Raw genomic sequence first — 15,002 nt, forward strand, 5'->3', positions numbered from 1 at the left:
CTGTGTGAAGAATGCCTTACAGTATTTTTTGATAATGTTACAGGATTTGAATTTTCTTAGAAATAATATGTAATACAAATAGTATTATATTCGCAAAACTAAAAAAGCATATATCAATCGAACTAAATATTTTATGAATGCTATAGCAAACTCTGCAATTCAACACAAAATTTTAATAGTGTTACTTTTTTTAGTTTCAATTCGTCTAGCTGCTCAAGCAACTTATGTGGGATTTATAGATAAGTATCCTATAGAATTTATTACAGATCTTAATTCAGAGGGTTCTGGAAATGCCATTTATGCTTATACTAATTATGATACTCCTATCGTAATAAGCGGAACACTTAAAAAGGGAATACTAACTTTTTATGAAAAAGATAAAACAGGCAATGATACAGCGAAAATAACTTTTGAATATTTTAATTCCAAAAGCAAGAAGCTAGAAGGAAAATGGACAGACTTAAACACAAAAAAAGAACTTAACATTAGTTTATCAAAAACATTTGAAGTCGAATATGGAGATAATATTGAATGGAAAAACAGGGAAATTTTACAGTCTGTTTCTTTAAAAGGGAAATACTTTAAGTTGATTGTTTCAAAAATGAGAGGTGATTTTGATGCAAAAGTAACCGGAGTTAAAATTCTGGAGAAAAAAACGGACAAGCTGCTTCAGCAAATTGATATGGATTGTCAGCTTTTGGGTTTAAACAATATAAGTACCGACGATTATAATTTTGACGGAATTGAAGATTTTTCTGTTTTTGAGGGAGGTACTGCCGGACCCGACACTACAAGCTTGTATTTTTTATATAATCCCATCACAGGAAAATATTTTGAAAGTGGTTTCAGCGGGACCTCATTAGAGTTCGACAGTAAAACGAAAAGAATTAGTGAACACAATCAATGCTGCGCAGGAACAAGTCAAATGAATGCAGAGTATAAAGTTGTAAACAATAAGATGGTTCTAATCAAGAAAACCTGTCTTAAATTAGACATTAAATCCGGCGAATTAAAAAAGGTAAAATGTGATTAAGTTTAGTTTTAAGTGTAAAATAAACCCAAGAAAAGTTATGAAAAGAAATATACTATGTTGTTTTATTGCGGCTACATTATTTTCCTGTCAAAGTAAAGAAGTTAAAGACGCTTCTGCAAATCATAAGACAAAAACAGATTCATCAAAAAACAAGAGTTTAGTATCTTCAAAACAAATTGTTTTAGGAGAAGACAAAGACGAAATAAATGCGTTAGTAAAAGGAATTTATGACGTAAACGGCGAAGTATTTATTGATATTGATCTTGTGCAGATAAAATTTGAAAATGTTGATGAAAGAGTTGTTGTAAATGAAAATCCAAAAATAAGAACTTATAAGGTTGACTTCAAAACACTTATTTATTCGAAAGATTGTAAAACTTTAAATCTGAAAGAATTTATTAAAAGTAAAAACAAAATTTTGCAGGATAAGACAATTATCTTAGTCGGAAAAGCAAAAGACGGAAGAATGGAAAGCTTAAATTTTGGATGTTATGGTTGATTTTGAATATCAACTTTCTACTTGATTATAAAAACCTTAAAAATTATAAATGAACGCTAACATTAAACTTTTGCCTTTTTTATTTCTTATTCTTTTTGCAAGTTGCGATCCTGCGCATGATATTTTATTCATCAATAAAATGAATACTTCTGTTAAGGTAAAAATTAATCTTGATCCAAAAACAGACAACTATAATCTAAAAAGAATTGCAGTTGGTGATTCGATTGTATTTGATTTAAAGAAAGACTCAGTAGGGTGTATTTCTTTTGGAATTGGAAATTGGTCCAAAAAAGAAATTCAGGAAGCCGCAAACTCCATAAAAGTAATTGAAATTGAAACAAGGGATATTAAGACTATTTATAAATCAAAAAAAGCGATCAATACTATTTTGGATGAAAATGTAAAAGGAACCCTATTTAAAAGTTTAATTGAAATAAATATTAAGTAGAAGGTATTTGTTAGTGCGAGTCCCCGCTCTTCGAAGTCTTCATCTTAGTCCCTGCGAATGTCTCTGACTTCGCACCGGCAAAGAGATTAAGTTTTGCATAGAAAAAGATTAATATTCTAAAGACGATTTTATAAAAAGTCAGGAGACTTATAGATGTTTAAGTTTTTTATGAGAACTAATAAATAAAAATGCAAAGTCAGGAGACTTCGCATAGCGGGTTATTTTGTAATGGAAATAGTTTTATATTAGCACAAGAAAACCTCTTTTTGAACCAATTACTTATTACGGATCATGATAAAACCATTACAATTGCCTTTACTTTTTATGATACTTCTCTTTATGAGTTGTCAAAAAAAAATTAGCGATTTGGAATTTGAAAAAACTGTAATGACGGAAATTTTTCCGGACTTGATTGATTCTATTTGTATTGATTACAGAATAGTTCCTGTTCCGCCTCCTATTTATGGTCAATTTATTTATGATAAAGAAGGTAATAATATTGGTATTGATTCTACAAAAGGAACTGAAAAACAAAAACAAGAAATAGTAAATTGGAAGCGTAATCAAGAAATAATTGTAGAAGAAATTGAAAAAGATACTTCAAAATTAATTGTAGCATTCAATCCTAAAATAAAGAGAAGTAGTAAAGATTTAAAAGAATATTTGGAGCAGCACTTTAAAGTTACGGAAGTTTTTGATCCAAAAATAGAAGGAGATTCTACCTATACTATAGATTTTAAAAATATCCCACTTAAAGGAAAATTTGAAATTAGAGACATGTCTGAGTTTCCAAAAGACAGATATGAATTTTGGAGAAAAAAGTATGATTTTGTTTTTTCGGGTTCAGTTTATTTTACAGGAATTCAATTTGACAAAGAGAGAAAATTTGGAGTCTTAGACGGTGGTTTTTCTTGCGGCAGGCATTGCGGAATGGGCGTGAGGATTTATATCAAAAAAGTAAATGATAAATGGATGATTGATAAAATTGATAACACTTCGGTTTCATGATTGTACTAAAAAAAAATATAGGTTTGTTCTCAATTTTTGTGGGCACGATCGGGACGCTTGCGCAGAAAGCTAATGTTTGCAAACGTTGCTCTGAAAGAGCTTTACCACTAGCATGGTGCGAAGCACTATGACCACATAATTTTTGTTTTTAAGCCCTGAAAGGGCGAAAGCTTATTTGCGAAGTAAAAGTTCATTATTACATTATATTATTTGTGTAATAAAGTAAACAGTTTTTTGATAAATGTAAAATAGATTTGCTTTTGCCCTTTCAGGGCGATAATCCCGCTTAACGCAGTTCGTAGTGCGTTGCACTACGCTGATTCTTTTGGGCCTTCAGCCCTTTTTGAGCTTTTAAGCAATTTTCTCATTGTCTCAGCCCAAAATTTTTTACATATTTACACTTTGTCCTACAATAAATTTGCAATTCACATTGTTTCCAAAAATAGGTGTTGAAAACCTGTTGCTCTGAAAGAGCTCTAGCAATAGCATGGTGCGAAGCACTATGAATGAGAGACAATTGTTGTTTTAGCCCTGTAAGGGCGAAAGCCTAGTGACTATAAATTTATAAAGTTTATATCAAAAGTTTTGTTCAATATTATATATTTATAAAGACTAAAAACAGATAACCAAAATGACCGGGAATGATTAATATAGATTTTAAAAAAGAGAAAGGTAAAATTGATGAAATAATAAATAAAGCTTTAGCCGATTATCAAAATGAAATTGACGTGATTAATATTGATGACTGGACTTTAAAATCTAAAGAATTATTTATAGACAGGTCCTATAATGGTTATAGTTCTCAAAGTACGCAATTCATCAATAATAGTTTTCCAGACATTACGAGTATTGTAGACAGTAATGCGAGATTAATATTGTATTTATATACATCAGAAAGAGATTTTGAATTTGATTTAATTAAAAAACAATTAATAGCAAAAATTAAGAAATCTAAATAACCGAATTTACGTCGCACCATCATTAAGAAAAAACAAACAAAAAGCCTTGATTATTATAATCAAGGCTGTTTTGCTATTTATCTAATTAATAAAAAAAACTCATGTGTTAGCAGTCTCAGACTTCTTCACGGCGTCAAAGTCCTTTTGAAAGTTTACTGTATAGTAAAAGAGTAATCTCTTCTTTATAATGACTTTCTTATGAAAACGAATGCCCTAGCCCTGATGGGAGGGAAAATCCTTTTTCTTGCTCCTTTAGCAAGGAAAAGATTTGGAAGGACAGCAGGAAACAGCTCCTGAAAAATGTAATGGTTATTGAAAAAAAATCTCTCATAGAGTTAATTATGAAAATAAAACCAAGAATTATATAACAGAGAATTCCTGCTTTTTGAAGAATTTTGGTATAAGATTTCTAAATCATTAACCTTAAAATTTTTTAGTCATGCCAGATGCAAGAATTCAAAACGAAAAACAATACCAGGCTCTTTTAGAAATAGGCTATAGCAAAGAAAAAGCAGCGCGAATTGCGAATACGCCAGATGCAGGTGAAAAAGGAGGAAGGGCAAAACCTTATGATGAATGGTCGAAAGCGGAATTGTACCAGCAGGCTATAAAAGTGGGGATTCCGGGACGTTCTTATATGAACAAAAAGAATCTCGTTAAGGCATTACGAAATAATTAAAAAGTATTTGAAAAATAATAAAGCCACAGAGGATAAACAGAATATATCGGAAATAGAATCTTTTAAATCCTGATCCCGATAATTATCGGGAGTGGCTTAATAAACACGAAACGATCATGAATGCAGCTGCAAAAACCGAAAAACTAATGAATCAATTGATCAAAACACCGCATTTGGTAATTGAGAAATTAGATTTAGTTTACATCAATAATCAAAGGCTGCCAATAGAACGATGCGAAGGAGAAGATGGTTTTGTTTATAAAAAAAATGGTCGTTGCATTAAGCAAAAAAGCGAATTGAAACGCTTTAGCAGTCTGGTGCTTCCGCCGGCTTGGGTAAACGTTCAGATTTCAGACTTGCCAAACGGACATTTACAAGCGGTGGGTCTGGATATTAAAAATCGAAAACAATATCGATATCATCCAAAATGGAATTTGATTCGAAATCAAACTAAGTTTTATAAAATAGCCGAGTTTGGAACAAAATTGCCTTCGATTCGAAAACAAGTCGATGAAGATTTAGAGAAAAAAGAATGGTCGAAAGAAAAAGTGGTAGCATTAGTAATCCGTTTAATGGAGGAAACCCACATTAGAATTGGAAATGAAAAATATGCCAAGGACAATAAATCATACGGACTTTCGACTTTAAGAAAACGCCACATTAACATTAATAAAAATTCGCTCCGATTTGAATTTACAGGAAAAAAAGGAGTACAGCATACGATTACAACCCGAAATAAAAAATTGATAAAATTGGTCAGTCGTTGTGAAGAAATTCCGGGTTGGGAAGTTTTTAAATACTATGATAAAAACGGCGAACGAAAAGTGCTGGACAGCCATATGGTAAATGAATATTTGCATGAAATTTCGGGAGAATATTTTAGTGCAAAAGATTTTAGAACCTGGGCAGCATCAATCGTGTTTTTTGAAACCTTAATGGATATAGGCACAACAACCGACGAAAAAGAAATCAAAAAGAATATTTTATCCGCCTTTGATACCACTGCGCAAGCTTTGGGAAATACCAGAAATGTATGCAAGAATTATTACGTTCATCCTTTATTGGTTTCGACTTATGAAGATGGTTCGATTGAGCAATATTTTGAAAGAGCAAAAAAATGCCGAAGCAACAGAGAACATTTTTCGCACAGCGAAATTGCTTTTTCAGAATTAATACAAAACTATCAGGTCAACTTATTGTAAATCAGGTTTGATCGTGCTAACAAAATAATGTTTAGAGTTAATACATCTCTTTAAAAAGTATGAAATTTGAGTAACAAACAAAATCATTATTAACTAAAATCACAAGCTTATGTTACGTTATACAGTCATTTTTATTATTCTTGCTATCATAGCCGGAATATTTGGTTTTGGTGGAATTGCCGCCGGAGCAGCAAGTATCGCTAAAGTTTTATTCTTCATATTTTTAGTCTTATTCGTTATATCTCTAATTAGCGGAAGAAAAAGTATTTAGTCAGCAAATAAATAACAATTAAAAAACGACACATATATCTCGGTAAATGTGTCGTTTGCATTTTTAAAAAAATTAAAAAAAAGAATTATGGGAACCAAAAGCGGTGCTTATCAGGATGTTTATATCAAAAGAGAAGATGAAATGGTAAGCTTAAAAAACGATGTGACAGATTTCTGTGAAAAATATATAAAACCTGTACATCCTGAAAATTGGGATTGGTCGACACGCGATTTCGAAAATCCGGACAATGATCCTACAGTTGCAGAAGCAAGAGCGATAGGAAACGTGGTTTTTAACGATTTAAACGATAAAAAAGAGACAGATGTAGATTTGTCTACAATGAACAATGTTGAGTCGATTAAAGCCTATTTAAATCCAAAAAGCAAATACGAAGCTTTTAATATGGAAGAATTTGCATTTGCCTTGAAAGTTGAACTCGAACACGGGAAAATAAAAGATGTTAATGTAACCAATAATCATCCGTTTTTGACCGCGATGATTGCATTGGCACACATGACCGAAAGTTTGACCTATTACAAAAGATTGAAAGTAATGGAAGCCGAAGGCGAGATTTACGAAATCATGCGCAAAATCGATAAAGTTACAACAGGAAAAGATAAATTACTTGAAGAGCTTATTAAAGCCGAAGAAGAATTGAAAGAGGCAAGGGCAGGACTGGCAGAACGCCTCGAAAAAATGGATGATATTCCGGTTTTGGAAATTATTGGAGATTAAGGTTTAGAAAGAAGAAAGAAGAAAGAAGAAAGAAGAAAGAATATAGAGTATAGCACAAAGAATATAGGGCAAAAAATATACTGTAAAAATAAAGGTTCAAAGAAATAAAACAACAAAGTTTTTAAACTTTGAATCTTTATTTCTTTGAACCTTTGTCACTTTATTAAAATCGTTCGAGTCTTTTCTCTTTACTCTTTCTTCTATATTCTCTCCTCCTAAAATTTCCTTGGGTCATTATCAGGATATTCTACATCTTCTTCTTCCTGAACATCATCTTCGATATATTCAGTTTCCTCTTCCTCTTCTTCATCATCGATATCTTCCAGGACATCTTCGGTTTCGTTAAAATCTTCTTCTTCTCTTTCCAGAGAAGCGTCGGACGGATTATCCAATTGGTCGTTTACATCATCGATATTGTTACCGTTTTGATCCAGTTCCTCTTCATACAAATCATCAGTATTAGAGTTTAGGTCGTCTTCGCTATGAAAATCATCCGTTAGATCATCTTCATCGTCTGTAAGTTCGTCCGGATTAGGATTGTCAGGATTATGACCGTTTCTAACCGTATAACCACGTTCGGCTATTTCACGATTATCAGTATCGCTTTCTTTCATGTCGTCGATATCATACAATTCTTCGTTCATCAAAGTATTTCTGTCTGCTGTATTTGGATTCTGATTTCCAGGAACTCGATTCCCTTTTATCATGCTGTTTTTTTGATCTGTAGTATTCATGACGTTTCGTTTTTAATATTACTATATACAAATCTAATAACGAAGGCAAGTAATTGTATTATAGAATTATAACGGGTAATTGTATAATTAACAGATGGTTATGTTGAGGTTGAGTTCAAAACAAAAAAAAAGACCATTACCCGGTAATAGTCTTTTTTTGCATTTCGCTTTTCAGATTTTCAGAAATATTAATTATCGTTTCTTTCTAAATCGTCATCATCAAAATGATCTTCGTCTTCGATATGCTCTTCCTCGTCAAAATCATCAGCGTCGATAATCTCAAATTCCTCCTCTTCATTATTAGTGATGTGATCGTCTTCGTTTACAACTTGTTCCTCGTTTGGGATATTTTCATTTCTAATGATGTTATCCTTTTTAAGCAATTTATCAATAGCATTATCAATCAATATTGCAGTGTCAATATCTAAATGGCCTCTTTGATATTTTTGTTGAAAATAAAGTTCGGCTTCCTGATACGTAAGATCTATATGTGTTTCCATTATAAGTTTTTTTAAAATTGTAGTACTACAAATCTATCTCTCAAACCAAAAAAATATCTTACAGAATTCTTAAATCTAATTGCATAATATGCAGGTGTTCAGAATGCAACTTTAGGAATTAATGATATAACTTGTCTGATAATCAAGATGGTAATTTTATCAAATATTAATTAACAAAAATTATTACCATGAAAAGTACAGATAGTAAAAAAGAGACAGCTTCTAAACCGGAAGCAAAAAAGGGAGTAACAAAAGCAAAATCTGATGCAGCATCAGGATTGACAGAATTGTTTGAAGATGGATTAAAAGACATTTACTGGGCAGAAAAAGCGCTGACTAAGGCAATACCTACCATGACCAAAAATGCAACGTCAGCGGACTTAATAGAGGCTTTAAACAGTCACTTGACCGAAACTGAAGAACATGTAACACGATTAGAGCAGGTTTTTAAACTAATTGGCCAAAAAGCTTCGGCAAAAAAATGCGATGCAATGGCGGGCTTAATCGAAGAAGGAAAAGGGATTATTGAAGAAACTGAAGTTGGGGTTGTACGTGATGCAGGTATTATCGCAGCGACGCAAAAAATAGAGCATTACGAAATTGCCACTTACGGTACTTTACGTCAATTTGCAGAGACTCTTGGTCTAACAGAGGCAGCCGGTATTCTGGAACTGACGTTAGACGAAGAAAAAGGAGCCGATAAAAAATTAACAGAGGTTGCGGTAAATGCTGTAAACCTTGAAGCTGCAGAAGCAGATTAATGGCAAGAAATCATGATTCTAAAAAGTGCAGCTTTACGTTGCACTTTTTTTAGTTTATAATTTAAAAATTAAGATTATGCCAGAAGGTCCGTCGCTAATGATTTTAAAAGAAGAAGTGCAGCAATTTTCAGGAAAAAAAATAATTGAAGTTTCCGGAAATAGTGCGATTGATATTGAGCGTCTCCAGGATAAAATCATTGTGGATTTTAAAACATGGGGAAAGCATTTTTTAATTTGTTTTGATGATTTTACCGTAAAAATTCATTTGCTCATGTTTGGAACGTATCGCATAAACGAACGCAAAGAAATCAAACCAAGATTGAGTATGATTTTTTCAAACGGAGAACTGAATTTTTATACCTGCTCGGTCAAAATCCTTGAAGGCGATATTAATCAATATTACGATTGGAGAGAGGATGTAATGAACGAAAAATGGGATTCGAAAAAAGCAAAACAAAGTCTGGATAAAAAACCGGACGAAATGATTTGTGATGCAATTCTCGATCAGAACATTTTTTCAGGAGTAGGGAATATTATCAAGAACGAAGTTTTGTACCGATGTCGAATTCATCCGGAATCTCTGGTTGGAAAAATTCCGCCAAAAGATTTAAAAAATATCATCAACGAATGTTCGATTTATAGTTTTGAATTTTTGGACTGGAAGAAAAAAAATGAATTAAAAAAGCATTGGCTCGCTTACACCAAAAAAGAATGTAAGCGATGTAATCTTCCCATTCATAAAAAGCAAACAGGGAAGAGAAGCCGAAGAAGTTTTTTTTGTACTAACTGTCAAAAACTACACATATGAAAAATCAGGTTTTAATTGGCTGCTCAAGTTTCAATAATCGGTTTTGGAAGGGTGTTTTCTATCCTGACAACTTGTCACAGTCTAAGTGGTTTGAGTTTTATTACCAGCATTTTAACACGTATGAGTTCAATGGAAGCTTTTACAAGTTTCCTACGGTCAGAATTTTTCAAAATTGGTACAATAAAACCCCTGAAAATTTTATTTTTTCGGTAAAAGCACCAAAAGAAATCACTCATCTTAAGAAATTTTCAGACTGCGAAGACCGAATAAAAGAGTTTTATAACGTCTGCGAAACGGGTTTAAAAGAGAAATTAGGCTGTATTTTGTTTCAATTTCCGCCGAGTTACCATTTTACTGCCGAAAAGCTCCAAAATATAATCAATAATCTAGATTTAAGCTTCAAAAACGTAGTCGAATTTCGTCACGAAAGTTGGTGGAACGAAGAAGTTTGGAAAGCTTTTCGCAACCATAATATTACGTTCTGCAGCGTAAGTCATCCGCAATTACCAAGTACTATTTTTACAGATTTCCCGCTTATTTTCATCAGACTGCACGGAACACCCAAGATGTTTTACTCGAGTTATTCACCTGAAGAATTACTTTATATAAAAGATGCAATTATTTCAAAATCAGCATTTTTGTATTTTAATAATACTGCAAGCGAAGCAGGAATCTTGAATGCTTTGGAGCTGAAACATATGTTGGAATGAGATTTTTGGGTTTAACCGCAAAGAGCGCCAGGATATACGCAAAGTTCGCAAAGTTTTTTAGCCACAGATTAAAAGATTAAAAGGATTTTTAAAATCTGTATAATCATTTTTATCTGTGGCTAACTTTTTTAAATTCTTATCGAATTTTGCGGCCAAAAAACAAAGCCCGCCAAGAAATAAATCTTAGCGGGCTTTGCGTATCCCGATAGCTATCGGGATTGCGCTCTTTGCGGTTAAATTCTTTTAAAAAAAACTACAATTTCAAGGTACCTTCAATACCGTCATCCATTGTTTTTCCGGTTACAAAAGCAGTGGCCATTTTAGCAATTGCGACCATTTTTCCGTTTTTGTTATTCCAGTAATAACCGTCTTCCGGAACTACTTTTATAACACTTAAATTCGGATCATCTTCGCCTTCCGGCATCCAAACTTTCACAATAGGATCGTATAATTCTTTGATTGTTTCCCTGTCGTACGAGATACTTGCGGTTCCGTGTAAGGTTAGAAATTTATCGTGTGGTTCAGAGAAAAATAACTCTACCTGAGGATTAAGGCTAATCTCAGCGTTATGACTGCTGTTTCTGTCGGATAAAAACCAAAGCTGACCTAAATCATCAATTTTTTGAACAGACATTGGTCTTGATTGTAATCTGTATTCGTTATAAGTGCAAAACATACACGTTTTAATGTTTTCTGCCAGATCTTTTATTTTATCTACAGCAAATTCGTTCGTAAGGTCTTTATGATCTCCCATGACTTTATTTTTTATGATTTATTAAATAGTTTTTCGATTAAAGTTCTCATTTCCTGAGCACTATAATAAAGTTTTAAATTAGAACTTCATAATAGTAAAGTTGCTGATTTTATGGCTTTTGGGCTTACACAATTAGATTTAAAAATTATGAGATTTCAATTACTAATTTTTTAGACGATAATCTAAAAGCCATTGATTTATCTATAAATTTGGTTATCTTTGAAGAAGATAAATACCCAAAATACCAAATGACTGATTTTACTATATTTTATACTGATGATGACGAAGATGATTTGAGCATTTTTACCGATGCAGTAGAATCATTACCAAAAAAAATACAACTTCAGACCTATTCTGGAGGCGAAAAGTTACTGAATGCTATCTACAATCCGCCGCCAACACCACATATAGTTTTTTTAGATTTGAATATGCCGGGTAAAAACGGATTTGATGTATTGACTGAATTGAGAAGTTCAGAAATGAAAAATGACATTCCGGTAATTATTTTCTCGACTTCAAATGAACCAAGTATAATCGAAAGATGTCGTGCATTAGGGGCTAATTACTTCATAACAAAGCCTGTTTTAATGAAAGATATTGTAAAATCTATCGAACATGCGCTGGAAATCGATTGGGAAAAATTCAATCCAACCGATAAAAACTTTGTTTATAAAACTTAGTAAAATGTTATAATTCAGGAATATAAATATCAAAAGTGGCGCCTTGGCCTTTTTCGCCACTTGCCGTGATAATTCCTTTATGGTTTTCTACAATCTTTTTTACAATTGCAAGGCCAATTCCGGTTCCTGCAAATTCAGTTTCTGTATTCAGACGTTTAAAAACTTCGAAAATACGTTCTTTGTATTCGGCTTCAAAACCAATTCCGTTATCTGAAATTTTAAGATGATAGTAAATTCTTTCAGGATAGTTTACATCCTGTTTAATACTTTTTCCTTTGATTCTTTCCGCACTAATCTCAATTACCGGAGTAACATTCTTCTTAGAAAATTTAAGAGCATTTCCCACCAGATTATGCAGCAATTGCCTAAACTGAAACGGAATAATTGTGACTTCACCCAAAGGATGAAAATTAACGCGAGCGTTTTTTTCCTCGATACGGTCAGAGAAATCACTTAGTATTTCCTCTGCAATATCATCTAAGTTCGTTTTTACAAAGATTCTTTCGGCAGAGTTGGTTCTGGAATATTCTAATAAATCCTGAATTAAAGTCTGCATTCTTTTGGCGGAAACTTCAATACGGCTTAAATAAGTTTTGGCTTTCGCCGAAATATTCTGCTCGTCTAAATCAGATAATCGACTGGCAAAAGTTTGAATTTTACGTAACGGTTCCTGCAAATCGTGGCTCGAAATATAAGCGAAAGACTGCAGCTCGATATTCATATTAATCAGATCCTTATTTTTAAGTTCAAGTTGTGCTGTACGTTCCTGAACTTCTTTTTCAAGTTTCGAGGTAAAATCTTTTTGGTCCTGAATATCCGTGCTCGTACCAACCCACATTTGAATTTTTCCTTCAGCATCTTTCTGAGCCATCGCCCTGCTTAATTGCCACCTGTATTCGCCATCATAACGACGAAAACGATGCTCTAATAAAAAGTCATTTCCGGTTTTTATGGCTTCCATCCAACCATTAACATTGGCTTCGCGATCTTCTGGATGTACAATTTGCAGCCAGCCTTTTTTTTCAATTTCATCAACAGGAATTCCGGAATAGGTATAAACAGATTCATTAAAATAATTCAAATTTCCCAGCGCATCACTTGTCCAGATATGCTGTGGCATAGAATCAGCAAGCAATCTGAATTTTTCTTCGCTTTTAATCAAAGTTTCCTGGCTGTTTTTTTCGTCAGTAATATCCATTATGGTACCCAGCATTTTTACTGGATTATTATCTTCGTCAAAAAATATCTTACCGTGAGCTTTTATCCAGCTAATAGAATCATCAGGTTTAATAACTCGTGCCTCATATTTGTAAATACTGGTTTTAAGAGCCACCTTATACGCTTCTTCTAAAATAGGCTGATCATCAGGATAAATCTGACTTCGAATTTCTGCTCGTGTTATTTTTACCGTTTTATCATGCCCAAAAATAGGACCAAGGTTTTCTGAGTATATTAAATCCTGAGTCGCAAGATTGACATCCCAAGTTGCAATTTCGGCAATTTCAACCGCTAATCTGGCGCGTTCTTCGGCATCTTCGACCTTTTTTCGGGCTTCAACTTTTGAGGTTACATCATTTACCGTAACCATAACTCCAGACGCTTCTCCTTCTTTTTCCAGTAACGGAGTATATTGATAATCAAGATAAAACTTCTTAAGTTTTCCTTTAATATTTACATAAGCAACAGCTTCATTTTCGCGAACAATTTTCTTGTTTAATATAACCTGATCCAGTAATTCAGGATATTTTTGTTCTAATAATTCGGGGAATACCTCAATGATGGGTTTTCCAATAGTTTCTTTTTTCTTTTTCTGCCAGATGGTTTTCATCATGGTATTATTGGCCATTTCGATAATATGGTCTTTTCCTCTAAAAATGGCCATTGCAATAGGAGAATCCATAACTAAATTACGAAAAGCTTTTTCGCTTTGTGTCAATAGATAACGCGCTTTTACGGCTTTAGTAACTTCGTGGGTCACAATAATAACCCCCACAATATTATTTTCCTCTTTTAAAGGATGAAAAACAAGATTAAAATAACAAACTTCCTGTTTGCCATAACGATTTAAAGTAACCTCTAGTTCATCTGAATAGTAAGGAATTCCGTCTTCATAAACTTTTGAAAGCAATGGATAGACCGTATCTCTACTTTCAGGAACAGTAGTGAAAACGGGTTTGTCCAGAATGTCTTCTTCTGTTTTATCGATTATCTGAAGATAAGTAGCATTAGCCATTTCGACAATCAGATCAGCGCCTTTAAGAATGGCAATCCCAAGCGGAAGCTGTTTTACGGTATTTCTAAATCGCTTTTCGCTTTCCTCAACGGCCGTTCTGGCGATTACCTGTATCGTAACATCATTTGCAATGGCAACAATTCCTGATATAGTTCCGTCTGACTCTTTTAGTGCTTCATAAACCACATTAATAAACGTGTTTACAATCTTGCCTTTTCTGGTTAGTTTCACCGGAAGTTCATAAGCAGTAAATCGTTCTCCTGTGTTATAAACGTTCAGTAAAACATCTTCTAATCCCTGACCGGTCACTTCCGGCAATGCTTCAAAAATTGGCCTGTTGATGACTTCTTCAATTTTTCGCTCCCAAATTTCGAGCATCAGTTCGTTTGCAATTTCTACAACATAATCTTTTCCACTAAAAATGCACATGGCATTAGGAGTTTGCAAAATATTATTGCGATAACGTTCATTACTGTTTTCCAGTTTTTTACGAATGTTAACTTTGCTGGTGGTTTCATCGCAAATAACCAGAACGCCATTTATTTTTCCTTCATCATCGTTTACAGGACTGTAACTAAAGGTCCAGTAAACATCTTCCATTTTTCCGTTTCTGTAAATAGGCAAAAGTTGGTCTTCGTGCCAGGTTGCTTCGCCTTCGATAAGCACCTGATCGATTAATGGTTTTATAAAATCCCATATTTCCGGCCAATATTCGGCGCCTTTTTGCCCCAATATAGCAGGATGTTTTCCATCGTTTCCAAGACTTGGACGATAGGCATCATTATAAAAACAAATATGATCCTGTCCCCAAAACAAGAACATTGGGAACTTTGAGTTTAAAAGTATTCCTAAAGTAGTACGCAAACTTTGCGGCCATGATTCAACAGGACCAATCGAAGATTTGCTCCAGTTTTTAGCACGTGTTAGCGCGCCCATTTCGCCTCCTTTGGCAAGAAAATCGTGATTTTTAGTACTCATTAAGTTATTT

17 protein-coding genes are annotated in these 15,002 nt (G+C 33.4%); 13 read left to right on the forward strand and 4 right to left on the reverse strand.

What is annotated here, in order from left to right:
• The first annotated feature begins 133 nt into the window (after positions 1 to 133).
• From LNP81_RS16030 to LNP81_RS16070, 9 genes are all read left to right on the forward strand, one after another.
• Positions 134 to 1,033 carry an XAC2610-related protein gene (locus LNP81_RS16030; protein WP_230037523.1) on the forward strand — a complete coding sequence of 300 codons (900 nt, stop codon included), beginning with the start codon at positions 134 to 136 and terminating at the stop codon, positions 1,031 to 1,033.
• 37 nt (positions 1,034 to 1,070) lie between these two features.
• Positions 1,071 to 1,532: a hypothetical protein gene (locus LNP81_RS16035; protein WP_230037524.1), complete on the forward strand. Its 462-nt coding sequence runs from the start codon at positions 1,071 to 1,073 to the stop codon at positions 1,530 to 1,532.
• A gap of 49 nt (positions 1,533 to 1,581) precedes the next feature.
• Positions 1,582 to 1,980: a hypothetical protein gene (locus LNP81_RS16040; protein ID WP_230037525.1), complete on the forward strand. Its 399-nt coding sequence runs from the start codon at positions 1,582 to 1,584 to the stop codon at positions 1,978 to 1,980.
• 387 nt (positions 1,981 to 2,367) lie between these two features.
• Positions 2,368 to 2,988: a hypothetical protein gene (locus LNP81_RS16045; protein WP_230037526.1), complete on the forward strand. Its 621-nt coding sequence runs from the start codon at positions 2,368 to 2,370 to the stop codon at positions 2,986 to 2,988.
• Between the two features lie 641 nt (positions 2,989 to 3,629).
• Positions 3,630 to 3,947: a hypothetical protein gene (locus LNP81_RS16050; RefSeq protein ID WP_230037527.1), complete on the forward strand. Its 318-nt coding sequence runs from the start codon at positions 3,630 to 3,632 to the stop codon at positions 3,945 to 3,947.
• A gap of 439 nt (positions 3,948 to 4,386) precedes the next feature.
• A complete protein-coding gene (locus tag LNP81_RS16055; RefSeq protein ID WP_208686923.1) occupies positions 4,387 to 4,626 on the forward strand; it encodes a DUF7218 family protein in 240 nt (79 codons plus the stop codon).
• A 116-nt stretch (positions 4,627 to 4,742) separates the two neighbouring features.
• On the forward strand, positions 4,743 to 5,828 hold the full coding sequence (locus tag LNP81_RS16060) for a DNA topoisomerase IB (protein WP_230037528.1): 1,086 nt from the start codon (positions 4,743 to 4,745) through the stop codon (positions 5,826 to 5,828).
• A 109-nt stretch (positions 5,829 to 5,937) separates the two neighbouring features.
• Positions 5,938 to 6,099, forward strand: coding sequence for a DUF1328 family protein (locus LNP81_RS16065; RefSeq protein ID WP_083691381.1), 162 nt, complete (start codon positions 5,938 to 5,940; stop codon positions 6,097 to 6,099).
• Positions 6,100 to 6,186: 87 nt separating this feature from the next.
• Positions 6,187 to 6,834, forward strand: a complete 648-nt coding sequence (locus tag LNP81_RS16070) for a DUF5661 family protein (RefSeq protein WP_230037529.1) — start codon at positions 6,187 to 6,189, stop codon at positions 6,832 to 6,834.
• 215 nt (positions 6,835 to 7,049) lie between these two features.
• Here the strand turns inward: LNP81_RS16070 and LNP81_RS16075 are convergent, their stop codons facing one another.
• The gene (locus tag LNP81_RS16075; protein WP_230037530.1) at positions 7,050 to 7,568 is read right to left on the reverse strand and encodes a hypothetical protein; all 519 of its coding nucleotides are present in this window, start codon (positions 7,566 to 7,568) and stop codon (positions 7,050 to 7,052) included.
• A 188-nt stretch (positions 7,569 to 7,756) separates the two neighbouring features.
• Positions 7,757 to 8,068 carry a hypothetical protein gene (locus LNP81_RS16080; RefSeq protein ID WP_230037532.1) on the reverse strand — a complete coding sequence of 104 codons (312 nt, stop codon included), beginning with the start codon at positions 8,066 to 8,068 and terminating at the stop codon, positions 7,757 to 7,759.
• A 188-nt stretch (positions 8,069 to 8,256) separates the two neighbouring features.
• Between LNP81_RS16080 and LNP81_RS16085 the strand changes: the two genes are divergently transcribed.
• From LNP81_RS16085 to LNP81_RS16095, 3 genes are all read left to right on the forward strand, one after another.
• The gene (locus tag LNP81_RS16085; protein ID WP_230037535.1) at positions 8,257 to 8,829 is read left to right on the forward strand and encodes a YciE/YciF ferroxidase family protein; all 573 of its coding nucleotides are present in this window, start codon (positions 8,257 to 8,259) and stop codon (positions 8,827 to 8,829) included.
• A gap of 76 nt (positions 8,830 to 8,905) precedes the next feature.
• Entirely contained in the window at positions 8,906 to 9,637 is a 732-nt protein-coding gene (locus LNP81_RS16090; protein WP_230037536.1) for a DNA-formamidopyrimidine glycosylase family protein, read from the forward strand.
• A complete protein-coding gene (locus LNP81_RS16095; protein WP_230037538.1) occupies positions 9,634 to 10,347 on the forward strand; it encodes a DUF72 domain-containing protein in 714 nt (237 codons plus the stop codon). Before LNP81_RS16090 ends, LNP81_RS16095 begins: the two co-directional genes overlap by 4 nt.
• A 253-nt stretch (positions 10,348 to 10,600) precedes the next feature.
• Here LNP81_RS16095 and LNP81_RS16100 read toward each other — a convergent pair whose 3' ends face one another.
• Positions 10,601 to 11,101: a pyridoxamine 5'-phosphate oxidase family protein gene (locus LNP81_RS16100; protein WP_230037540.1), complete on the reverse strand. Its 501-nt coding sequence runs from the start codon at positions 11,099 to 11,101 to the stop codon at positions 10,601 to 10,603.
• A 248-nt stretch (positions 11,102 to 11,349) separates the two neighbouring features.
• Between LNP81_RS16100 and LNP81_RS16105 the strand changes: the two genes are divergently transcribed.
• The gene (locus LNP81_RS16105) at positions 11,350 to 11,781 is read left to right on the forward strand and encodes a response regulator (protein ID WP_230037542.1); all 432 of its coding nucleotides are present in this window, start codon (positions 11,350 to 11,352) and stop codon (positions 11,779 to 11,781) included.
• Positions 11,782 to 11,788: 7 nt separating this feature from the next.
• Here LNP81_RS16105 and LNP81_RS16110 read toward each other — a convergent pair whose 3' ends face one another.
• Entirely contained in the window at positions 11,789 to 14,992 is a 3,204-nt protein-coding gene (locus LNP81_RS16110) for a PAS domain S-box protein (protein WP_230037544.1), read from the reverse strand.
• Between the last annotated feature and the right edge of the window lie 10 nt (positions 14,993 to 15,002).

It is taken from the genome of Flavobacterium piscisymbiosum (genome assembly GCF_020905295.1).
In the GTDB taxonomy this organism is placed as follows: domain Bacteria; phylum Bacteroidota; class Bacteroidia; order Flavobacteriales; family Flavobacteriaceae; genus Flavobacterium; species Flavobacterium piscisymbiosum.